Source organism: Streptomyces sp. NPDC046203, from assembly GCF_040646255.1.
Lineage (GTDB): Bacteria > Actinomycetota > Actinomycetes > Streptomycetales > Streptomycetaceae > Streptomyces.
The window spans coordinates 65,953-88,134 of record NZ_JBEYZX010000030.1 but is presented as its reverse complement, the minus strand read 5'-3'; the positions used below and the strand labels follow the sequence as shown (position 1 = coordinate 88,134).

General features: G+C 73.2%; 17 protein-coding genes. 9 read left to right on the top strand and 8 right to left on the bottom strand.

The genetic code is table 11. The annotated features are described in order from the left end of the window. Together ABZ990_RS21260 and ABZ990_RS21255 are read right to left on the bottom strand one after the other, a co-directional pair. Window positions 1–1,697 (bottom strand): DUF5682 family protein (locus ABZ990_RS21260; protein ID WP_361233617.1); only part of this gene is annotated, 1,697 nt, incomplete at its 3' end. Continuing rightward, on the bottom strand, window positions 1,694–2,959 hold the full coding sequence (locus ABZ990_RS21255) for an AAA family ATPase (protein ID WP_361233614.1): 1,266 nt from the start codon (window positions 2,957–2,959) through the stop codon (window positions 1,694–1,696). The genes ABZ990_RS21255 and ABZ990_RS21260, both read right to left, overlap by 4 nt. A 139-nt stretch (window positions 2,960–3,098) precedes the next feature. On the opposite strand from ABZ990_RS21255, the gene ABZ990_RS21250 reads away from it, so the two are divergent. After that, entirely contained in the window at window positions 3,099–4,640 is a 1,542-nt protein-coding gene (locus ABZ990_RS21250) for an SWIM zinc finger family protein (protein ID WP_361233611.1), read from the top strand. Window positions 4,641–4,685: 45 nt separating this feature from the next. Beyond that, complete coding sequence (locus ABZ990_RS21245; protein WP_361233609.1) at window positions 4,686–6,362, top strand: DUF5691 domain-containing protein; 1,677 nt, start codon at window positions 4,686–4,688, stop codon at window positions 6,360–6,362. A 188-nt stretch (window positions 6,363–6,550) separates the two neighbouring features. Here the strand turns inward: ABZ990_RS21245 and ABZ990_RS21240 are convergent, their stop codons facing one another. Continuing rightward, the gene (locus ABZ990_RS21240) at window positions 6,551–6,958 is read right to left on the bottom strand and encodes a cobalamin B12-binding domain-containing protein (RefSeq protein ID WP_128976030.1); all 408 of its coding nucleotides are present in this window, start codon (window positions 6,956–6,958) and stop codon (window positions 6,551–6,553) included. A gap of 257 nt (window positions 6,959–7,215) precedes the next feature. On the opposite strand from ABZ990_RS21240, the gene ABZ990_RS21235 reads away from it, so the two are divergent. Then, the gene (locus ABZ990_RS21235) at window positions 7,216–8,217 is read left to right on the top strand and encodes an alpha/beta fold hydrolase (protein ID WP_361233606.1); all 1,002 of its coding nucleotides are present in this window, start codon (window positions 7,216–7,218) and stop codon (window positions 8,215–8,217) included. 196 nt (window positions 8,218–8,413) lie between these two features. After that, on the top strand, window positions 8,414–10,084 hold the full coding sequence (locus tag ABZ990_RS21230) for a M23 family metallopeptidase (RefSeq protein WP_361233602.1): 1,671 nt from the start codon (window positions 8,414–8,416) through the stop codon (window positions 10,082–10,084). 155 nt (window positions 10,085–10,239) lie between these two features. Here the strand turns inward: ABZ990_RS21230 and pcrA are convergent, their stop codons facing one another. Then, a complete protein-coding gene (gene pcrA / locus ABZ990_RS21225; protein WP_361233599.1) occupies window positions 10,240–12,690 on the bottom strand; it encodes a DNA helicase PcrA in 2,451 nt (816 codons plus the stop codon). 447 nt (window positions 12,691–13,137) lie between these two features. On the opposite strand from pcrA, the gene ABZ990_RS21220 reads away from it, so the two are divergent. Together ABZ990_RS21220 and ABZ990_RS21215 are read left to right on the top strand one after the other, a co-directional pair. Continuing rightward, window positions 13,138–14,313 carry an NlpC/P60 family protein gene (locus tag ABZ990_RS21220; RefSeq protein ID WP_361233596.1) on the top strand — a complete coding sequence of 392 codons (1,176 nt, stop codon included), beginning with the start codon at window positions 13,138–13,140 and terminating at the stop codon, window positions 14,311–14,313. A 136-nt stretch (window positions 14,314–14,449) separates the two neighbouring features. Beyond that, on the top strand, window positions 14,450–15,085 hold the full coding sequence (locus ABZ990_RS21215; RefSeq protein ID WP_361233593.1) for a CbrC family protein: 636 nt from the start codon (window positions 14,450–14,452) through the stop codon (window positions 15,083–15,085). Between the two features lie 73 nt (window positions 15,086–15,158). Here the strand turns inward: ABZ990_RS21215 and ABZ990_RS21210 are convergent, their stop codons facing one another. Beyond that, the gene (locus ABZ990_RS21210; RefSeq protein WP_361233590.1) at window positions 15,159–15,512 is read right to left on the bottom strand and encodes a hypothetical protein; all 354 of its coding nucleotides are present in this window, start codon (window positions 15,510–15,512) and stop codon (window positions 15,159–15,161) included. Between the two features lie 384 nt (window positions 15,513–15,896). Between ABZ990_RS21210 and ABZ990_RS21205 the strand changes: the two genes are divergently transcribed. After that, a complete protein-coding gene (locus tag ABZ990_RS21205; RefSeq protein WP_361233587.1) occupies window positions 15,897–16,991 on the top strand; it encodes an NlpC/P60 family protein in 1,095 nt (364 codons plus the stop codon). Between the two features lie 521 nt (window positions 16,992–17,512). Here ABZ990_RS21205 and ABZ990_RS21200 read toward each other — a convergent pair. Together ABZ990_RS21200 and ABZ990_RS21195 are read right to left on the bottom strand one after the other, a co-directional pair. Continuing rightward, window positions 17,513–18,259, bottom strand: a complete 747-nt coding sequence (locus ABZ990_RS21200) for a response regulator transcription factor (protein ID WP_361233584.1) — start codon at window positions 18,257–18,259, stop codon at window positions 17,513–17,515. Then, complete coding sequence (locus ABZ990_RS21195; protein WP_361233582.1) at window positions 18,256–19,524, bottom strand: PspC domain-containing protein; 1,269 nt, start codon at window positions 19,522–19,524, stop codon at window positions 18,256–18,258. Before ABZ990_RS21195 ends, ABZ990_RS21200 begins: the two co-directional genes overlap by 4 nt. 157 nt (window positions 19,525–19,681) lie before the next feature. On the opposite strand from ABZ990_RS21195, the gene ABZ990_RS21190 reads away from it, so the two are divergent. Continuing rightward, window positions 19,682–21,151 carry a PspC domain-containing protein gene (locus ABZ990_RS21190; RefSeq protein WP_361233579.1) on the top strand — a complete coding sequence of 490 codons (1,470 nt, stop codon included), beginning with the start codon at window positions 19,682–19,684 and terminating at the stop codon, window positions 21,149–21,151. Further along, window positions 21,138–21,398, top strand: coding sequence for a hypothetical protein (locus ABZ990_RS21185; RefSeq protein WP_361233576.1), 261 nt, complete (start codon window positions 21,138–21,140; stop codon window positions 21,396–21,398). The genes ABZ990_RS21190 and ABZ990_RS21185 overlap by 14 nt, the downstream gene beginning before the upstream one ends. Here the strand turns inward: ABZ990_RS21185 and ABZ990_RS21180 are convergent. Beyond that, window positions 21,308–21,862, bottom strand: coding sequence for a DoxX family protein (locus tag ABZ990_RS21180; RefSeq protein WP_361233573.1), 555 nt, complete (start codon window positions 21,860–21,862; stop codon window positions 21,308–21,310). The genes ABZ990_RS21185 and ABZ990_RS21180 overlap by 91 nt on opposite strands. Between the last annotated feature and the right edge of the window lie 320 nt (window positions 21,863–22,182).

The window sequence follows — 22,182 nt, the reverse complement described above, 5'->3', positions numbered from 1 at the left end:
GGTCCGCGGTCGCCCACCGGCCCCGGTTTGACGATCAGACAGGGGCGGCCGGACCACACGTCGCAGGGCACGACGGTCTTCAGCATGGGGGCCTCGGCGACCTGGACGTGCAGCTCCGGCCGCCAGCGCAGCCGCCAGCTCTCCCGGAACGTCCCGGTGGAGCCGCGTCCCACGACGGGCTCGCCCCAGCCGACGCCGAGCAGCCGCAGCCGGTGCAGCAGCCGGCTGCGGGCGCTGTCGTTGTCCTTGCGCAGGTCCAGTTCGAGGTCGCGCTCGCGCGCCTCGGGCTTGAGGCGCAGGGAACGCTGGAGCCGTTCGAGGTCCCGCTGGAGCGGGACGGCGGGGGCACCGTCCGGGACGGTGCCGAGGACGTCGCCGACCACGAGCCGGTCGTGGATCAGGGCGAGCGGCACGTCGGAGCCGTCGCCCATGACGGCCCGGACGGCATCGGTGGTCTCGTCGAGCCCGGGGCCCGGCCGGCCGCGGAGCACGGCGAGCGTGTCCGCGAGCCGGACGGCCTCGATGACATGGGCGGAGGACACGGGAAGGTCCTCGTCCCGCAGCAGCCCGGCGACCTTGGTCAGCCAGCGGACCACGGTCCGGTCGGGGGCGGAGAACAGGTGCGCGTACCAGCCGGGGGCCTCGATGCCCGCCCCGTACCCGGACCGTCGGGCCAGCCTGCGGTGGGTCCACGGCACCCAGGTCATCACGGTCCGCACCTTGGGCAGGCCCTTGAGCAGGGCCCGGTCGGCGGTGGCCCGGCCGGTGCGGCGCAGGGCGGGGACGTGCCACGCGCCGCAGACCACGGCCACGTCGTCCCCGTACTCCTTGCACGCGGCGCGGAGCTGGAGCCGCATGTACGCCTCGCGGACCGGATCGCGGGCGTTGCCCCCGTGCCCGTACGCCTCCCGGAGCGCGCCCATCGCCTCGGCGACGGCCTCGAAAGGCGCGAACGGGTCGGTGCCGCCGCGCAGTTCGACGGCGTCCTCCCACCAGCGCTCGGGGTCGTCGTATCCGGCGGCCTCGGCGAGTTCGGCGAGCGGGTCGATGTGCGGCCCCGCGCCCGCCCGCGCGTCGGGGCCGGCGCCGTCGTCGTCGCCTTCGCCCTCCCCGTCGCCCCAGGTGGGGTCGGTGGCGGCGAGCGTATGGGCGGCGGGCAGGTCGATGAAGCGGACGTCGGCGCCGTGCGCGAGGGCCCAGCGGATCGCCACCCACTCGGGCGAGAACTCGGCCAGCGGCCAGAACGCGGCCCGGCCCGGATCGTCCACCGCGTGCGCGAGCAGCGCGACCGGGGGCCGCATCGCCTCGTCGGCGGCGAGCGCGACGAGCGCGTCGGCCTCCGGCGGGCCTTCAATCAGGACCACCTTGGGCCGGCCCGCGTCGAGAGCGGCGGCGACGGCCCGCGCGGAACCGGGCCCGTGATGCCGTACGCCGAGCAGCAGCGGCCCGGCGGGCACACCGGGGGCGCGGGTGGGGGCGGCCGTCGAAGACGGGGCGGCGGTCGAAGCGGAGGCCGAAGCCGAGGCAGAAGCCGCACCGGCAGCCGAGCCAGTGACCGGGGTCGCGCCACTGGCCGAAACCGAGCCCGAGACCGAGGCCGTATCCCCGACCGAAGCCATGCCGGCGACCGAGGCCGTTCCGGCGGCCGGCCGGCGGTCGGGGACCGGGGCCGTACCGGAGTCCTGGCGGGTGGTCATGCGCTCACCTCGCGGCAGGCGCGGTAGAAGTCCTTCCAGTCGTGCCGCTCGCGCACCACCGTCTCCAGGTACTCCTGCCAGACGACCCGGTCGGCGGCCGGGTCGCGGACCACCGCGCCGAGCAGTCCGGCGGCGATGTCGCCGGCCCGCAGCACCCCGTCGCCGAAGTGCGCGGCCAGCGCGAGGCCGCCCGTCACGACGGAGATCGCCTCGGCCGTCGACAGCGTCCCGGACGGCGACTTGAGTTTCGTCCGGCCGTCCGTCGTCACCCCGTCGCGCAGCTCGCGGAAGACGGTGACGACCCGGCGGATCTCCTCCACTCCCTCCGGTACGGCCGGCAGGTCGAGCGAGCGCCCGATCTGGTCGACGCGCCGCGCGACGATGTCGACCTCGGCCTCCGGGGTGGCGGGCAGCGGCAGTACGACCGTGTTGAAGCGGCGGCGCAGCGCGCTGGACAGCTCGTTGACGCCCCGGTCGCGGTCGTTCGCGGTGGCGATGAGGTTGAAGCCGCCGACGGCCTGGACTTCCTCGCCGAGTTCGGGGATCGGCAGGGTCTTCTCGGACAGGATGGTGATGAGGGTGTCCTGGACGTCCGCCGGGATCCGGGTCAGCTCCTCGACGCGGGCGGTCATGCCGTCCGCCATGGCGCGCATGACGGGACTGGGCACGAGGGCGTCGCGGCTGGGGCCGTGGGCGAGCAGCTCGGCGTAGTTCCATCCGTACCGGATGGCCTCCTCGGGCGTGCCGGCGGTGCCCTGGACGAGCAGCGTGGAGTCGCCGCTGACGGCGGCGGCCAGGTGCTCGGACACCCAGGTCTTGGCGGTGCCCGGCACTCCGAGCAGCAGCAGCGCGCGGTCCGTGGCGAGCGTGGTGACGGCGACCTCGACGATACGGCGCGGTCCGACGTACTTCGGGGTGATCACCGTGCCGTCGGGCAGCGTGCCGCCGAGGAGATAGGTGGCGACGGCCCACGGCGAGAGGCGCCAGCGGGCGGGACGCGGACGGTCGTCGGCGGCGGCGAGCGCGGTGAGTTCGTGGCCGAAGGCGTCCTCGGCGTGCGGTCGCAGAGCCCGCTCGGCCGCCTCTGCGGTGGCCGTTGCGGTAGCCGTTGCGGTGGCCTGTCCGATGGCCTTCGCGACGGCCTTATCGGCGGTCTTACCGATGGCCTTTTCGACGGTCTTCCCGGCAGCCCGTCCGGCGGGCCGCTCGATGGTGGTGTCCGCGGTATCCGTGGGGTCCGTGGAGTGTGCGGGCAGAGTCATGAGAGTCCCCCTTCAGATCGTTCGACCTGCTGTGCGATCCACCGTGCACCATCCCACTGACATTCGATCAGAGGCGGTGGACAGCCAAGGCCGAGGGGGGTCGCCGGCGTTGTCAGTGGGTACCCGTACGGTCGTTCCCATGACTCAGCAGGGGGTGCGCTGGACGTCGGAACAGGTGCTGGCTCTGGCTCCTGACGAAGCGTCACGCGAGGCGGGAAGCAGACTGGGCGTGCCGGGCCCGTGGTCCGGGGCGGGGTGGGGAGAGCAGGGGGCGAAGCCCGGAAAGGGGACCGGGCCGGGAGCCGGAGAGGGGACCGGCGGGAGAACCGGCGAGGAGGTCGGCGGGAAGGCCGTCTGGGGAGTGTGCGCCGGCAGCGGCAGGACGTCGTACAAGACGGCCGTGGACCTCGCGGGCCCGGCGTACACCTGCACCTGCCCGAGCCGGAAGGTCCCGTGCAAGCACGTCCTGGGCCTGCTGCTGCTCTGGGCGGGAGACGAAGGCGGCGGGGACACCGAGGCGGAGCCGATCCGAGTCGCGCGCTCCGCCGAGGCCCCTGACTGGGTGGAGAGTTGGCTCGCGGGGCGGCGGGCACGAGCCGCCGGCGTGCCGTCGACCGGGTCCGGCGCACCCGACGCGGCCGCCGCAGTCGACACACCCGCCGCACCCGCCGACCCGGAGGCGGTCCGCCGGCGCGCCGAGCGGCGAACCGCCCGGATCACCGCGGGCGCGCGGGAGCTGGAGCAGCGGCTCGCCGACCTGCTGCGCGGCGGGCTCGCGGCGGCCGAGCAGGCGGGGCACGGGCTGTGGGAGGAGACGGCGGCCCGCATGGTCGACGCCCAGGCCCCCGGACTCGCCGCCCGGGTAAGGGAATTGGGCGCCCTGCCCGGCTCGGGCCCCGGCTGGCCTGTACGGCTCCTGGAGGAGTGTGCCCTGACCCATCTGCTCGTCCGTGCCTGGCTCTCGGCCGACCGGTTGCCCGCGCCCCTCGCGGCAACCGTCCGGACCCGGGTCGGCCGGCCGGCCACCCCCGGCGGGTCGGTCCTGCGCGACCGCTGGCAGGTGCTCGCGCAGTACGACTCCGCCGACGCGCGCCTGACGACCCGCCGGATCTGGCTGTACGGCCGGGACGGCGGACACACGGCACTGCTCCTCTCCTACGGGGCGGCGGGCCGGGCCCCCGGGCAGGCCCTGCCCGTCGGCACCGTTCTCGACGCCGAGCTCCGCCCGTACGAGGGCGGCGGCCCGCGCGCCGAACTGGTCGAACAGTTCGCCACCCCGTCCCCGGCGGTCGGCCCGCCCCGCGGCGGACCGGTCGGCGCGGCCCTCGCCGCCTACGGCCGCGCCCTCGGCGACGATCCCTGGCTGGACGCCTGGCCGGTGACCCTGACGGACGTCGTCCCGGCCCGCGCCGACTACGGCTGGCAGCTCGCGGACGCGGGGAGCGCAGGAAACGCCGGAAGCACAGGAAACGCCGACACCGCCCACCTCATTGGCACCACCCACACCCGCGAGGCGATACCCCTGACCCGGGCCGCGCAGGAACGGGCCGGGCTGTGGCGGCTGATCGCCCTGTCCGGGGGCGGACCCCTGACGGTCTTCGGCGAGGTCGGCCACCGGGGCTTTTGCCCCCTGGCCGCCTGGTCGCCGGACGCACCGGAGGAGACCGTGCCACTGGTGTGACCCCGGCTCGTCCCGCATCCCCTCACCGCCTTGACCTTGGAAGACATGTCCGCGCGTTCCGCACGTCTGGAGGAGTCCATGGACGCCTGGGAAGAGCTCGTCACCTCGGCCCTGCTGGGCACGGACCGCAAGCCGCCCACGCGAAGCACCGGGAGCACTGCGGGCATCGGCGGCGCCGGGGATGCCAGAGGTACGGAGGGCACCAGCACCAGAAACGCCGCGCCCCTCGCCCTGCTCGACGCCGCCGCCGTCCACACCGTGCGGCGCAGGGCCGGGCTGCGGCCCGGGCCGGCCGCGGCCCTGCTCGACGCCGCGCCGGAGGACGGCCGTCGGCCGTTGCCGGCCCCGGCGCGGCGGAGACTGGCGCGGCTGCTGGCCGGGCGGGCCGCGCCGTCCGCCGGGCGGCGCGGGGCGGTCCCGGATCTGACCGAACTGCTGCCGCAGTGGCTGGCCGCCGCGAACGAGCGCGGTTACCAGGCACCGCCCGCCGCGCTGCCCGCGCTGCTCGACGCCGCCCGCGCCCGGACCGATCTGCGGCCGGCGGCGCTCGCCTTCGTCGGTCCGCGCGGCCTGTGGCTGGCCCGGCTCAACCCGGACTGGAAGTTCGCGCTGCGCGGCACCTCCGGCGGCGGCGCGGCGCCCGACCCGGCGGACGAGCGGGCGGTCCTGGCACTGTGGGAGGAGGGGCTGTTCGCGGAGCGGGTCGCGCTGCTCGGCGCCGTACGGGCGGCGGATCCGGAACGGGGCCGGGCGCTGCTCGCGTCGACCTGGGGCACCGAACGAGCCGAGGACCGGCTGATGTTCCTGGACTCGCTGCGCGACGGACTCGCCCCGGCGGACGAGGAGTTCCTGGAGGCGGCCCTGTCCGACCGCAGCCGCAACGTCCGTGCGACGGCCGCCGAGCTGCTGTCCGCGCTGCCGTCCTCCGCGCTGGCCGGGCGGATGGCGGGGCGAGCCGCTTCGTGCGTGTCCCTGGACCGTACGGAGGGAGCGGAGACGATCGTCGTCGAAGCACCGCACGAGTGCGACGCGGGCATGACGCACGACGGCGTGGCCGCGACCCCGCCGACCGGACGCGGCGAACGCTCGTGGTGGCTGGGCCAGTTGGTCGAGGCCGCGCCGCTGGACTGCTGGAGCGCTCGGTTCGGGGGGCGGACCCCGGAGCGGATCGTGGCGCTGCCGGTCGCCGACGACTGGCGCGGCGAACTGCACGCGGCCTGGTGCCGGGCGGCGGTACGGCAACGGAACGCCGACTGGTCACGGGCCCTGCTCGGGGCCCCGGACGCCCCCCAGGCCACCGGCCCGGGATCGTCCTCGCTCGCCGAACGGGCCCGGCTGCTCGCGACGCTCCCGGAGGAGGAACGAGCCGCGTGGGTCGCCTCGTTCATCGCGGCGCACGGCCTGTCGGAGGCGTTCCAGCTGCTCGGCGTCTGCACGGTCCCGTGGTCGGACCCGCTCGGCGGGGCGGTCGTCGAGGCCCTGGACCTCGCCCGGGACGCGGGCAGTTACCCCTGGAGCTTCAGCGGGGTGATGGGCCTGGCCGAACGCTGCCTCGCCCCGGCGGCCGCGCCACGACTCGCCCTGCTCACCGCCCCGTCGGCGGCCGATGCCGAGGACATGTCCCCCGGCGCGGGCGACTACTGGGCGGAGGCGTTCCAACGTCTCGTCGCGACCCTGGAGTTGCGCGCCGCGATGCACGCGGAACTGGCGGACGGAGGCTGAACCCCGAGCCGCTGCCCTGACCGGACCGCTTCCCGGACCGGACCGGCTCCCCCTGATCGCTTCGTCACCCGATCGGACACAGTCGACGTGCACACAGTCGACGCGCGCACGGATATACGTACGGGGCGGGGCCGGCTGGGGAAATCCCGGCCCGCCCCGCCCCGTACGGCACGCGTTTCCCGCGACCGTCAGGCGGCCACACGGACGTTGGCGTTCACCCAGTCGACGATCGACGCCGTCGTCGCGCCCGGGGTGAAGATGGCCGCCACGCCCTTCTCCTTCAGCGGCGCGATGTCCGCGTCCGGGATGATGCCGCCGCCGAAGACCTTGATGTCCTCCGCGTCGCGCTCCTTCAGGAGCTCCAGCACCTTCACGAACAGCGTGTTGTGCGCGCCCGAGAGAATCGAGAGGCCGATGGCGTCGGCGTCCTCCTGGATCGCGGTGTCGACGATCTGCTCGGGCGTCTGGTGCAGCCCGGTGTAGATGACCTCCATACCGGCGTCGCGCAGCGCACGCGCGATCACCTTGGCCCCGCGATCGTGGCCGTCGAGACCCGGCTTGGCAACCACCACGCGGATCGGACCGGTCACACCCATCACTGCCTCCACATGCGACCCCCGCGCCTGTTTGCCGGGGAGGTGAACGAACGTTATCGCCAGCATCCCGTACCTGACCGTTTCGCGGTGGCAGGCGAGGGGGAAATCACACGTGGGACATCGGCGGCCCCTCGCGGGAGCCGCCACAGGCCGGTCGCCGCGGTCGCGCGCCGCCCGCCGTACGGCACGCGAACGCGGGCACGCGGAGGTGTACGAAGTCAGCCGCAGCGCCCCGCCGCAGCCGGACGGAGGTGGCGATGGACCACACCGACGCCCCGGACCCGGGGCCGAACCCTCGCACCGACCGGATGAAGGCCGCGGTCCTGGAACTGGCCGTACTCGCCGGGCATCTGCTCCTCTACCCCTCGGGCCTGGTCGCCGAGCGTCACCGTACGCTCCGCCCGGTACCGAAGCACACGGGAACGGAGACGGAGGACCCGCGGCCGGACGACGGCGGCGCGTCCGACCACCCCCCGGTTTCCGCACCGGACCGCGCACCGGAGCAGCAGCCGAACGGCGGCGATCCGCGCCCTGTGGTCCTGCTGCACGGCTTCGTCGACAACCGCTCCGTGTTCGTCGTACTGCGCCGCGCGCTCGCCCGCGCCGGCCGGGGCCGCGACCGGGTCGAATCGTTCGCGTACTCCCCGTTCACCCGGGATCTGCGGACCGCCGCCGACGCGCTCGCCCGCCAGGTGGCGGAGCTTCTGGCCCGGAGCGGGCACACCGAGGTCGATCTGGTGGGCCACAGCCTCGGCGGCCTGATCGCCCGTTACTACGTACAGCACCTGGGCGGCGACGCGCGCGTACGCACCCTCGTCATGCTCGGCACCCCGCACTCCGGCACCGCCTTCGGCCGGCCGGTCGACGCCCATCCGCTGATCCGCCAGATGCGGCCGGGCTCGGAGGTCCTGCGCGAACTGGCGGGCCCCGCACCGGGGTGCCGCACCCTGTTCGTGAGTTTCTGGGGCGACCTGGACGAGGTGATGGTCCCGCCCGAGACGGCCCGCCTCCACCACCCGGACCTGCGGGTGCGCAACGTACGGGTCGCCGGCATCGGACATCTCGCGCTGCCCGTCCACCCGGCGATCGTGGCCGAGGTCCTGCGGTCGCTCACCGACGACTACGTCAACGCCCCGACCACCCCGGCCGCCCCGGCAGCCCCGGCCGATTCATCCGACCCGGGCGCGGCGAAGGCAGCGGACCGTACGCCCGAAACGGGTGGCATCGCACCCCCGGCCGAAGGCACTTCAGCGGCCTGACGGGCCGCCAAAACCTCTCCCGTATCGAACGTTCTTCGAACACAGAGCCAAAGCTGTCTCCTCTCTTCGCCGAAAAGACAGCCGATTGCCCGTTTCCTGGCGGCTCGGTACCCGTCGAAGATTGTCCGGCCCGCGTACCGCCGGGTACAGTCACGCCACTGCTTGACCCCCTGATGTCGAGGCGAGAGAGAAGTTGGTGAACGACCAACACCACCCCCACGCCGGGTATGTCACGGACGCCGCCCAGACGGGCGGCCACGGCGCCGACCCGCACTTCGGCGCCTACTCCACCGCTGATTACGACGCAGGTCAGAGCGGTCACACGCAGTACACCTCGCAGGACTACGGCGACTACGCCGCCTACGCCGGGGCCGGGGTCGGAGTCGGAACCGGTTACGCCGACGCCTACGGCACCACCGCGTGGGACACTGGTTCGGCCGGCTACGCGTCCGTCCCCGCCGACGGGGCCTGCGCACCCACCTCGTACGACGCCGGCGGGTACACCCCCACCGGCCAGTGGGACGCCACCGCCTGGGCCGAGGCCCAGCAGTCCGGCACCGACACGTACGACGCCGGCGCCTTCGCCTCGTACGGCAGCCAGGGATACGACGCCACCGCGCAGTGGACGACCGCGGGCTTCGAGACCGGGGCCTACGACGCCACCGCCTGGAACCAGGCCGCGGCCGAGCCGCTCGTCCCGCAGCAGTACGGCCAGGATCAATACGGCCTGGACCAGTGCGGCCCGGACCAGTACGAAACGCAGACGTACGAGGTCCTGGACACCCGGGACACCCTGGATTACGAGCAGCCGCAGGCCTCCTACGCGCACCCGGGTTATACCGAGGCGGAGCACCCCGCGACCCAGATCCAGCCCCGGATCGAGCTCCCGGACCTGGATCAGGATCAGGACCAGGGCTCGGGCCCGGACTCGGGTCAGGGACCGGCCGCCGCGTCCGAACCGGACGCCTTCCACGACGCCGAGACCATGTTCGCCATGGCCGCCATCCCGGAGTCCGCCGCCGCCTTCGACCTCGACGGCCCGGACACGCACGACGGGCACGATCTCCACGGCGACGCCCCGGCCGCCCACCCCGGCCGCCGCGCCGCGAGCGGTGGCCGCGCCCGGCGCCGTACCCCCGCCAAGCGCTCCGCGCTCCTCACCGTCGCCGTGCCCTCCGTGTGCGTCATGGGCGTGGCCGGTATCGCCGCCGCCTCGGTCAGCGGTCTCACCGGCAACTCGCCCGAGAAGCCGAAGAAGGAGACGAGCGCTCTCGCCGCCGACCCGGCGTCCGTCAAGGCGATGGCCGCCAACAGCAAGCTCGACACCCAGCTCGCCGCGCTCAGCGCCGACGCCCGCGACTTCGGCGACCGCGCCAGCCGCACCCAGGAGCGCATCGATCTGAAGCAGCGCCAGGAGGCGGAGCGGAAGAAGCGCATAGAGGAGGCGGCCCGCAAGGAGGCGCTGCGGCCCAAGTTCGCGCTCCCGGTGAAGCTGCACCAGCTCAGCGCCCGCTTCGGCCAGTCCGGCGTCAACTGGATGTCCCGGCACACCGGCATCGACTTCCCGGTGTTCACCGGCACGCCCGTGATGGCCGTGACCGACGGCACCGTCCGTACGCAGCTGAACAGCGCGTACGGCAACATGGTCATCGTCACCGCCCCCGACGGCACCGAGACCTGGTACTGCCACCTCAGCAGCGCCAAGATCCGCTCGGGCAAGGTCCAGGCCGGCGATGTCATCGCGTACTCCGGCGACTCCGGCAACTCCACCGGCCCGCACCTGCACCTGGAGGTCCGGCCGAACGGCGGCGGGCCGATCGACCCGCTGCCCTGGCTGATCCGGCACGGCATCAACCCGCTGAGCTGAGGCACCCACCCGCACGCAGCCCGCGCCCATTGCATACGGGTACGGACATGGACAAGGCCCCGGTCACCGCAACGACGCGGTGACCGGGGCCTTGTCCTTGCCCTTGTCCGTAGGACGCTCCCGTACGGCTGACCCGTACAGGAGGTCCCGTACGACTACAGCTTCTCGACCGGCGCGTACCGCAGCACCAGCCGCTTCGGCTTGTCGTCACCGAAGTCGATCGTGGCCTGCGCCTTGTCGCCCTCGCCCGCCACGGACATCACCGTGCCGAGGCCGAACTGGTCGTGCGTGACCCGGTCGCCCGCCTTGAGCGAGATCACCGGCTTGTCGGAGGTGCGCCGTGTGGCGAAGCCCGAGGGGCCGGAACGCGCGCGCGAGGAGGACAGCGAGGAGGTGACCCCCGAGACCGGCCCGGCGGGCTTGGCCATCGGTCCGGTCCGCTTCCACTCCAGGTACGCGGCGGGAATCTCCTCCAGGAAGCGGGAGGCCGGGTTGTACGAGGGCTGGCCCCAGACGCTGCGCATCGCGGACCGGGTCAGATAGAGCCGCTCGCGGGCGCGGGTGATGCCCACGTACGCCAGGCGGCGCTCCTCCTCCAGCTCCTTGGTCTGGCCGAGGGCGCGCATGTGCGGGAACACGCCGTCCTCCATGCCGGTGAGGAACACGACCGGGAACTCCAGGCCCTTGGCGGTGTGCAGGGTCATCAGGGTGATGACGCCCGCGCCCTCCTCGTCCTCGTCGGGGATCTGGTCGGAGTCGGCGACGAGCGCGACCTGCTCCAGGAACTCGGCGAGCGTGCTCCCCTCCTCGCCCCGGTCCTGCTCGAACTCCAGGGCGACGGCGGCGAGTTCCTGGAGGTTCTCGACGCGGGTCTCGTCCTGCGGGTCGGTGGACGCCTGCAACTCGGCGAGATAGCCGGTCCGTTCGAGCACGGCCTCCAGGACCACGGCGGGTCCGGCGCCCGACTCGGCGATGGTGTGCAGCTCCTCCATGAGCGCGTTGAAGCGCTTGACGGCGTTGGCGGAGCGGGCCGCCATGCCGTACGCCTCGTCGACGCGGCGGAGCGCCTGCGGGAAGGTGATCTTCTCGCGCAGCGCGAGGGCGTCGATCATCGCCTCGGCACGGTCGCCGATGCCCCGCTTGGGGACGTTGAGGATCCGGCGCAGCGGCACGTTGTCCTCGGGGTTGGCGAGAACCCGCAGGTAGGCGAGGACGTCACGGACCTCCTTGCGCTCGTAGAAGCGCACGCCGCCGACGACCTTGTAGGGCAGGCCGACGCGGATGAAGATCTCTTCGAAGACGCGGGACTGGGCGTTGGTGCGGTAGAAGACCGCGACGTCGCCGGCCTTGGCGTCGCCCGCGTCCGTGAGCCGGTCGATCTCGTCGGCGACGAACTGGGCCTCGTCGTGCTCGGTGTCGGCGACGTAGCCGGTGATCTGCGCGCCGGCGCCCGCGTTCGTCCACAGGTTCTTGGGGCGGCGGGACTCGTTGCGCTCGATGACCGCGTTGGCGGCGGACAGGATCGTCTGGCTGGAGCGGTAGTTCTGCTCCAGCAGGATCGTCGTCGCGTCCGGGTAGTCCTCCTCGAACTGGAGGATGTTGCGGATCGTCGCGCCGCGGAAGGCGTAGATCGACTGGTCGGCGTCGCCGACCACGCACAGCTCGGACGGGCCGAGGTCCTCGTACCCGGTGCCGACCAGCTCACGGACCAGCGTGTACTGAGCGTGGTTGGTGTCCTGGTACTCGTCGACGAGGACATGGCGGAAGCGGCGGCGGTAGTGCTCGGCGACGTCGGGGAACGCCTGGAGCAGATGGACCGTCGTCATGATGATGTCGTCGAAGTCCAGGGCGTTGGCCTCGCGCAGCCGCGCCTGGTACATCCGGTACGCCTCGGCCAGCGTCTTCTCGAAACCGTCGGCCGCCTGATCGGCGAAGCTCTCCTCGTCGATCAGCTCGTTCTTCAGGTTCGAGATCTTCGCGCTGAAGGACTTCGGCGGGAAGCGCTTCGGGTCGAGGTCCAGGTCGCGGCAGACCAGGGACATCAGCCGCTTGGAGTCGGCCGCGTCGTAGATCGAGAAGGACGAGGTGAAGCCGAGCCGCTTCGACTCGCGGCGCAGGATCCGTACGCACGCGCTGTGGAAGGTGGACACCCACATGGCGTTGGCGCGCGGGCCGACCAGCTGCTCGACGCGCTCCTTCATCTCGCCGGCGGCCTTGTTGGTGAAGGTGATCGCCAGGATCTGGCCGGGGTGGACGTGCCGGGACGACAGCAGGTGCGCGATGCGGTGGGTGAGCACCCGGGTCTTGCCGGAGCCGGCACCCGCGACGATGAGCAGCGGGGAGCCGGTGTGGACCACGGCGGCGCGCTGCTGCTCGTTCAGCCCGTCGAGGAGCGCGGCGGGGTCGACGACGGGGCGGTGGGCGCCGTCGCGGTAGTAGGCGTCCCGGCCGGCCGGCGGCGCGTCGAAGTGGTCCCCGAAGAGGTCGTGCGGGACCTCCTCCTCGGCCGGGGAACCGTGGTGGTCGTCCTCGGGCGGGGGCGGGGGCTCCTCGGAGTGGTTCTGGAGGCTCGCCAGGAAGCTGTCGTCAAAGAGGCTGTTGCTCATCGCTACTCGAGTCTAGGGCGCCGCACCGACACTCCGCCGCCGCCTTCGGATTCCCCGCCGACCACCCCGTCGATTCGCCGCTGATTCGCCGCTGATTCCCTGCCGTACGTGAGGCTGCTCGGACGGAGGGTGAACGGCGTGGGCACGGCCGAGCAGGGCGAACGGGGCGAACAGGTGGACGCGCGGGCGAAGGGCAGGGGCAGGGGCAGGGGCACGCACCGTGGGCGAGATCACGGCGGAGGTCACGGAAAAGTATCGGGCATATCGAACATCGGGCTTCCCACCCGTCCCACGGGTCGCTAGCGTGCTCGCCCAAGCGGCCCGTCCCCTATCCCCCTCCCCGGTGTCGGCGACCAGCGCCGAACGGGCGGCCCACGCCGATCAGGCCCGCCTCCCCCACGGCCGCCCCCACGCGGCCGGGCGCCCCTCTCGGCGTCCAGGAAGGAGATGCCGGCCTTGGCGTCCCATCGCAAGCCGCGCACGACCCGCCCCCACTCACCCGCCGTCGGCGTCACGACGGCCGCCCTCGCCTCCGTCACGCTGCTGTCCGCGCAGGCCCCGAGCGCCCAGGCGGCGCCGCCCGCGCCCCGGCAGTCGGTGGAGGACGTCCAGAAGCAGGTGGACCGGCTGTACCGGGAGGCCGGTACGGCGACCCAGCGGTACAACCAGTCCAAGGAGGCCACCGACCGCCAGCGGCGCAAGGTGAGCCGGATGCTGGACGACGTGGCCAGGCGCACCGCCGAGATCAACGAGTCGCGGCGCACCCTCGGCTCGTTCGCCGCCGCCCAGTACCGGGCGGGCGCGGTCGGCCCGACCGCCACCCTGATCTTCGCGGACGACCCGCAGGACTACTTCGAGCAGTCGCACCTGATGGACCGGCTCGGCAAGCGCCAGCGCACGGCGGTCGCCGCGTACGAGACGCAGCGCGCCGAGGCGGCGAAGGAGCGCGGCGAGGCGACCCGGAGCCTCCAGGAGCTGACCTCCGCGCAGACGGAGCTGCGGACCAGCAAGGAGACGGTGCAGAGCAAGCTGGCCGAGGCGCGCACGCTGCTCGACCGGCTGACGGCCGAGGAGAAGGCCCGGCTCGCGGAGCTGGAGCGGAAGAAGGAGGCCGAGGCCCGCCGCAAGGCGGAGGAACAGGCCAAGGCGGAGGCCGCCGCGGCGAAGGCGAAGGCCGAGGCCGCGAAGACCGCCGACCCGTCGCCGTCGACGAGCCCCTCGGCCCCGTCGCCGAGCACGCCCCCGCCGTCCACGGGCGGTGGCTCGTCGTACGAGGCCAAGGCCGCCCAGGTGCTGTCCTTCGCCCGTTCCCAGATCGGCAAGCCGTATGTATGGGGCGCGACCGGCCCCTCCTCGTACGACTGCTCCGGCCTCACCCAGGCCGCCTGGCGCGCGGCCGGGGTCACGCTCCCGCGGACGACCTGGGACCAGGTGAAGGTGGGCACGCGCGTCGCGACCGCCGATCTCAAGCCCGGTGACCTGGTCTTCTTCTACGACGACATCAGCCACGTCGGTATCTACATAGGCGGCGGCAAGATGATCCACGCCCCGAAGCCGGGTGCGTACGTCCGCGAGGAGTCGATCTACTACATGCCGATCTACGGCTCGGTCCGCCCGGCCTGACCGGGCGGGGCGGGAGCGGGAGCGGGCTGAGGCGACGGCACGCGGCGGCCCGGTCGCGGGATTCCCGCTGGTAGGAGCCAGGGGCGGTGGCCACCCGGTTTGATCGGCGGACCGCGCCGGAGCAGACTGCGCGTTCATGGAGTCCACTGACTCGGCCGCTCGCGCACCGATCACGGCCGACTCGGTCGACACGCCCGATATGACCGGCACGGCCGGCCCCGCCTCCCGGGCGGCGGCCGAAAGCACCGAACCGCCCTTCTTCCGCTACCACCCCGACCCGGTCGCCACCGGATCGATCCGTGAGAGCGCGGAGGAATGCGCCTGCTGCCACCGCCGTACGGGGTGGATCTACGGCGCGGTCTTCTACTCCGCCCAGGACGTCAGCGGGCGGTTCTGCCCCTGGTGCATCGCCGACGGCAGCGCGGCGGAACGGTTCGCCGGCGAGTTCGCGGACACATACGGACTCGACGGTGTCGATGAGGAGACCGTGCGGGAGGTCACCCGCCGTACCCCCGGCTTCAGCGCCTGGCAGGACCCGCACTGGCTCGTGCACTGCGGGGACGCGGCCGCCTTCGTCGGCGAGGCCGACCACGCCCGGCTGGCGTCACACCCCGAAGCCCTCGACCGGCTCCGCACCGACCTGCGCGTGGGCGGACGGCACGATCCGGCCCGGCTCGAAGAGTTCCTGACCGGTCTCGGCGGCGGGGCGAGCGCCCTGCTGTTCCGCTGCCTGCACTGCGGCACCCACCTCGCCTACGCCGACTTCTCCTGACCCGCGCCGGGATCCCCGGGACCCCACGGCATCAGGCGGGGCGGGCGGGAAGGAGCGAGGGCGAGGGCGGGGATCAGACCCAGAGGGTGGCGATGAGGATGTTCGTGAGGGTCAGACCGCCGACGGCGCCGAAGAGGGCCTTGTCGACCGTCTCCTCGTCCCGCTTGATGTAGACCAGTCCGAGGACGACGACCAGGATCGCGAGCTTGATGCCGATCTTGACGTTGTTGACGGTGTGCCCCTCGGCCTGGTGCACGCCGACGAGCGCCACGCCGGTGACCAGCATGGTCAGCGCGCCGTGCAGCATCGCCGGGGAGAAGCGGGCCGTACCGGCGCCCATCGCCTTCATCTGGGTGATGAATCCACCGAGCAGGGCACCGATGCCGATGATATGCAGGGCGACGAGAAGATGAATGAGTACGTCCATGGCCCGGAGCCTAACCGGGGGCCCGGAGCCGGCTTCGGGGCGGGTCGGCCTGGTCCGGCCCGCCGGTAGGACGGGCAGACGGACCGACAGTCACACCAGGGCATACGCGTCAGGCGGTCACGGATACACCGCCCACCTCTCCATGGGTCGAACAAGTTCGGTCACCTGGCAACACCTGCAACCAATAACGGTCACCCCGCGCCCGCGGGCCAAAGCCGGGGTTAGCGTCCTGCCCGAGGTGACCGGCTCCCCACCACCGCCGCTCCCGGCGGCTGTCGGTCACCCCCGCCGAGAAAACCGGCGGCGGCCCGTTCCCCTGTGCGGGCCGCCGCCGACCCCGGCGGGGACCGTCCGCCACAGGGAATGAGGAAGTGACCCGCCCTCGTGGCCGCGCACCGCAAGCCCAAGTACTTTCCCTTCGGCGGCCAGGCCGCCCGCACCGCCGCCACGCTGGCTCTCGCCTCGGCGGCCACCGCGACCGTCTTCCAGGGAACCGGGCACGCCGCACCCCGCCCCGCCCCCGCGCAGGTCAGGGCTCAGGTCGACCGCCTCTACGAGGAGGCCGAGGCCGCCACGGAGAAGTACAACGGGGCGAAGGAGCAGGTCGACCGGGCACGGGCCGCCTTCGACCGGCTGCGCGACGAGGCCGCGCGCAGGACCGAGCGGCTGAACCGCTCCCGCGACGCCCTCGGGGCCATCGCCACCGCCCAGTACCGGTCCGGCACCCTCGACCCCACCCTCCAGCTGGCCTTCACCTCCGACCCCGACGACTATCTGGAGCGGGCCTCCCTCGCCGAGAAGATCGGGGACCGGCAGGCCGCCACCATCACCGAGGTACGCCGGGAGATCGGCGCCGTCCAGCGACTGCGCGCCCAGTCCGAGGACCAACTGCGCGAACTGCGGACCCACGAGACGGAGCTGCGCCGGCAGAAGACGACCGTACGGAGCAAGCTGAGCGCCGCCCGCGAACTGCTCGGCCAACTCGACACGAAGGACCGCGCCCGCTACGAGGCCGACGTCGCCGCCGGAGACGACAGCGCTACGGACGCGGGAAGCACGCACGGCAGCGGGACCGGGGCGGGTCGCGGCGATCAGGACCCGGCACCCGGCGGGCCGGTCCCGGACGCGACCGGCCGGGCCGCGGAGGCGATCTCCTTCGCCCGCGCCCAGATCGGCAAGCCGTACGTGTGGGGCGCGACCGGCCCCAGCTCGTACGACTGCTCCGGCCTCACCCAGGCCGCCTGGCGCGCGGCCGGGGTGACGCTGCCGCGCACCACGTACACCCAGATCAACGCCGGCCACCGGGTCTCCCGCGCCGAGCTGGCCCCGGGCGACCTGGTCTTCTTCTACTCCGGCGTAAGCCATGTCGGGCTCTACATCGGCGGCGGCAGGATGATCCACGCCCCCCGCCCGGGCGCCCCGGTCCGGATCGCCCCGATCGACCAGATGCCCTTCGCGGGTGCCACCCGGATCAGCTGACCCCGGCAGGCGACCATCGGGATCGGCCGACACTCAGTGGTCGGCCACCCGGACCGGCCGGCATCCGACCGACCACCGGATCGGGAGGCACCCGGCCGACAGCCACCCGGACCGGCTGCCACCCACCCGCCGACCACCGGAATCTGCCGACACCCAACGGTCGGCCACCCGAACCGGCCGGCATCCGACCAACCACCGGATCGGGAAGCATCCGGCCGACAGCCATCCGAATCGGCCGACACCAACAGTCCGCCACCCGAACCGGCTGGCACCCGACCGACCACCGGATCGGGAGGCATCCGACCAACGACCACTCGGATCAACCGACACCCAGCGGGCGGCCACCCGGACCGGGTGACGCCCGACCAGTTGCCACCGGACCGGCCGTCACCCGGCGGCGGCCCGACTGCTCCTCGCCGCCCGGCAAATCCTCTCCCCCGGCAACTCCTCGCGGCCGCCCTGCCAACCGACCGCCCCGCCAACCGCCCGCCAACCGCCCGACCGGTCGGCCCCTCCGCCCGTCAGACCAGACGGCGGGCGGCCGCCCAGCGGGTCAGCTCGTGCCGGTTGGAGAGCTGAAGCTTGCGCAGGACCGCCGAGACATGGGACTCGACCGTCTTCACCGAGATGAAGAGCTGCTTGGCGATCTCCTTGTACGCGTATCCACGGGCGATGAGCCGCAGCACCTCGCGCTCGCGCTGGGTGAGCCGGTCCAGGTCCTCGTCCACCGGCGGCGCGTCCGTCGAGGCGAAGGCGTCGAGCACGAACCCGGCCAGGCGCGGGGAGAAGACGGCGTCGCCCTCCTGCACCCGGAAGATCGAGGCGATCAGATCGGTGCCGGTGATCGTCTTGGTGACATAGCCGCGGGCACCGCCCCGGATCACGCCGATCACGTCCTCGGCGGCGTCGGAGACCGACAAGGCCAGGAAGCGCACCGGGTTCTCGGCCGCCGTCATCATGCTCGCGCAGCGGCGCAGCACCTCGACGCCGCCGCCGCCCGGCAGGTGCACGTCGAGCAGGACGACCTCGGGCCGGGTGGTGGTGATCACCGTGACCGCCTGGTCCACGTCGGCGGCCTCACCGACCACCTCGACGCCCGTCTCCTCGGTCCCGCCGATCTCGGCCTGCACACCCGTGCGGAACATACGGTGGTCGTCGACGAGGACGACCCGCACCCGGCGCTTCTCGCCCTGCCCGCCCGCCGCCCCGGCTCCGTCCCCGGTCCCGGCCTCCGCCTCGGCCCCGGTTCCGGTCGTCTCGTCGCTCATCCGTCCGCCCTCTCCATCTCCAGCTCCACTTCGGTGCCCCCGCCCGGCACGGATCTCAGCCGCGCCGATCCGCCGTTGCGCTGCATCCGGCCGATGATCGATTCTCGTACGCCCATCCGGTCGCCGGGCACCTCGTCCAGGTCGAAGCCGGGTCCGCGGTCCTTGACGGAGACGAAGACCGTCCGGCCCTCGACCTCCGCGTAGACCTGCACCGCTCCGCCCTCGCCACCGTACTTGGCGGCGTTGACCATCGCTTCGCGCGCGGCTTGCATCTGCGCCGTCAGTTTCTCGTCGAGCGGGCAGTCGCCGACGACCACGACCTCCAGCGGCACACCGTGCTTGTCCTCGACTTCGGCCGCGGACCGCTTGACCGCCTCGGCGAGCGTGCTGGGTTCCTCTTCCTTGTCCCTGCCGGTGCCCTCCGGCCGGTAGAGCCAGTTCCGCAGCTCGCGCTCCTGGGCCCGGGCGAGCCGGCGGACCTCGCCCGCGTCGTCGGCGTTGCGCTGAATCAGGGTCAGGGTGTGCAGGACGGAGTCGTGGACGTGCGCGGCGACCTCCGCCCGCTCCTGGGCGCGGATGCGCAGGGTGCGTTCCTCGCTGAGGTCCTGTGACATACGGACCAGCCAGGGGCCGGCGAGCAGGATGATCCCGGTGAGCACCGCGACGCCCGCGGTGATCGCCGTGCCGAGCTGGGCGACCGAGCCGCGCAGGACGACGAAGACGGTGAGCCCGGTGCCGACCAGGGCCGCGCCGACGAGGCCGCGGGCGAACTGGAAGGCCCGGCGCCGCCGGTCGGGGTCGGTCCAGCTGGCGCGGCGGGCGTTGTCCGCCTGTCGCCAGACGAGAACGACACCGAGGCCGATGAGGAGGGTCGGCCAGACGTAGCGGCCGGCCTCCTTGTTCACGTCGAAGCTGCTGACGAGGGCGGAGACGCCGATCCCGAGCACGATCATGGCGGCCACCTGGCCGCGCTCGGGCTTGCGCAGCCGTCTGCGGCCCTCGGGCGTGGTCTCGAAGACGGCGCGGGGCGCCGCACGGCCGCCGACGCCGAGCGGGACGGCGATCCAGAACACCGCGTACAGCAGGGCACCGAGGCCGTGGGTGAAGCTGAGCGCCACGAAGAACGCCCGGACCCAGGCCACGGGCAGACCGATGTGTCCGGCAAGGCCGCGGGCGACACCGCCGAGCATCCGGCCGTCGGCGCTCCGGTAGAGCTTGCGTACGGGCGGTTCGTCGACGTCGAGGACACGGGCGGTTGCGGACATGCACCGATCGTCACACGTTCGGCCGCCCGCGGACATCAGGGTCGGCCCGGATATCGACCCTGGAACCTTCTCAGGGTCGGGGCCGTGGGGAAGATCAGGGTTCGGCCAGGGTCGGTCCCGGTGCCGCTTCGGGGGTACGGACCGTCACCATGGACACATGACGAGTTCGATGCCTTCGCACCACGAGGCCCCGCCGCCGGCGGAGGCCCCACCCGCCCCGCCGCTGCGGCGCTCGCGCGGGCAGAAGGTCGTGGCCGGCGTGTGCGGCGGTCTCGGCCGGCACTACGGCCTGGACCCCGTGATCTTCCGGATCGCGCTCGGCGTGCTGGCGGTGACCGGCGGCGTCGGGCTGATCTTCTACGGTTTCGCCTGGCTGCTGATACCGCTCGCGGGCGAGGAGGAGAACGAGGGGCGCAGGCTGCTGACCGGCCGGGTCTCGGGCTCCTCGCTGGCCGCGGTGCTGCTGGCGCTGGTGGGGTGCGGAATCTTCCTCACGACGCTCAACAGCGGCGGGCTGCTGGGGTTCTCGCTGATCCTGTCGCTGGCGGTGAGCGGCGCGGCGGTGTGGTCGCAGCGGCGGACGGCCGTCGCGGCGACCGCCGACGAGGGCGGCCGGATAGATCCCGCCGCCGCGCTCGCGGTCGCGGAGGCGCCGCCCGAGACCAAGGCTCCGCCGGTGATCGACTTCGCGATGTCCTGGTGGCGGGACCCCATAGTCAAGGACGGTTCGACGGGCAAGGTGGCCGTCGGTTATCTGTGGGGTCCCCCCGAGGCGGCCGACCAGGCCGACGGGACGAGCGGAACCGACCGCGAGTCCACGAGGCCCGGCTGGTACTGGACTCCCGTGCCGCACGCGCCGGGCAGGCCGGCGGCCCCGTCGCGGCCGGTGGAGGACAGCGGGACGTCGATCGGCGGGCTGGTGTTCGTCCTCGCGCTGATCGCGGGCGGTCTGGGCATGGGCCTGACGTGGCATACACATCCGCTGGGCACGAGTCTGCAGATCGGTCTGGCCGCGGCGCTCGCGGTGATCGGCGCCGGCCTGGTGCTGAGCAGCTTCCTGGGCCGGACGGGGTTCGGCACGCTGTGTCTGCTGGTGCTGACGACGGGTCTGCTGGCGGCGGCCTCGGCGCTGCCGAAGGAGATCTCCACGGTCTGGGAGCACGAGACCTGGCGGCCCACGGCGGTCGCGGCGGTGCAGCCGCGGTACAAGCTGGACACCGGAGTCGGCAGACTCGACCTGTCCCAACTGGCCATCCCGGCGAAGACGACGGTGATCACGCAGGCCCGGGTCGGCGCGGGCAGGCTGGAGGTGGTCGTGCCGCAGAACGCCACGGTGCGGCTGCGGGCCCATGTGGGCCTCGGCGACCTGTCACTGCCACCGCTGCACACCGAGGCCACGGTCCCCTCGGCCCCGGTGACACCGCCCGCGGAGCAGCCGGGTCAGGTCGCGCCGCCGGTGCGGCCGCCGACGCCGCCCGCGTCGTCGCCCGACAACATCGACATCGCTCCGGATCTCGACGCGACCCGGACGCTTCCCCCGCCGCCGGACGTCACCCCGGGCGGCACCCTCGACCTCACCCTGGAGGTCGGACTCGGACAGGTGGAGGTCACCCGTGCTGCTTCATGAGTTCCGCCCCGGCCGGCTGATCCTGGGGCTGGCCGCCCTGACGATCGCGGCACTGTTCGCCGGGGACGCGGCCGGATCCTGGTCGATCGCCTGGTTCGTGGCGCTCCCCCTGCTCGGCGGCGCCCTGGCACTGGCCGCGGCGGCTTCCTGGACGGTCTACCTCGTACGCCGGCGGGCGGCCAGGAGGGCGTCGAGCGACAGCACCGGGGCTCCGGCGAGCAGCAAGGGCAGCCAGGCCATGAGATAGGCGAGGTCGTTGCCCAGGTAGTAGGGGTGCACCTGCCAGCTGACGGTCAGCCACAGGGACAGCGAGATCAGGGCCCCGCCGAGCGCGGCGACCCGGGCGAACAGTCCGAAGAGAGTGCCGAGGCCGACGGCGAGTTCGCCGAGGGCGATGGCGTAGCCGAAGCCGACGGGGCTGTGCAGGGCCAGGTCGACGAGCGCGGGCAGGGCGGAGCTGTCGCGGACGCCCCGCATGAGTTCGCCGATGGACTCGGGCCCGGTGGCGGAGAGGAAGGCGGAGTCGGTGAGCTTGTCCAGACCGGCGTAGATGAAAGTGATCCCGAGGAAGATCCGCAGCGGGACCAGGGCGTAGCGGGAGGCCAGGGCCTTCGGGCCGTCGCCCGGGGCCGGGCCCGAGGCACCGCCCGGGCCGGTGCCCGGGCCGCCGTTGCCGTGGTCCGCCGCATCACCCGTCGTCGTTTTGTCCATCGGTCCTGTCATGTCCGGCCGCCTCTTTCTGCCCGTCCCGCTGTACCCGCACCCGAGGTTCGGGTCCCGTCCGGGCACGATTGTCCCCGGCGCCGGGCCGGTGGCCACAGAAGCGACGGGCGGAGCGCGCGGCGGGGCGGCGTCGTGAGAGGTCCGTGGCGGGGCGCCGGATCGGGCCGCCAGGGTTCGTGACGGGGCGGCAGGCGGGAGCACGGGCCCCTGAGGGGCCAGGTTCGTGACGGGGCGGCAGGCAGGGGCAAGGTCCATGAGGGAGGCAGCGTTCGTGACCGGGCGGCGGGCCGGGACGAGGTCCTTGATAC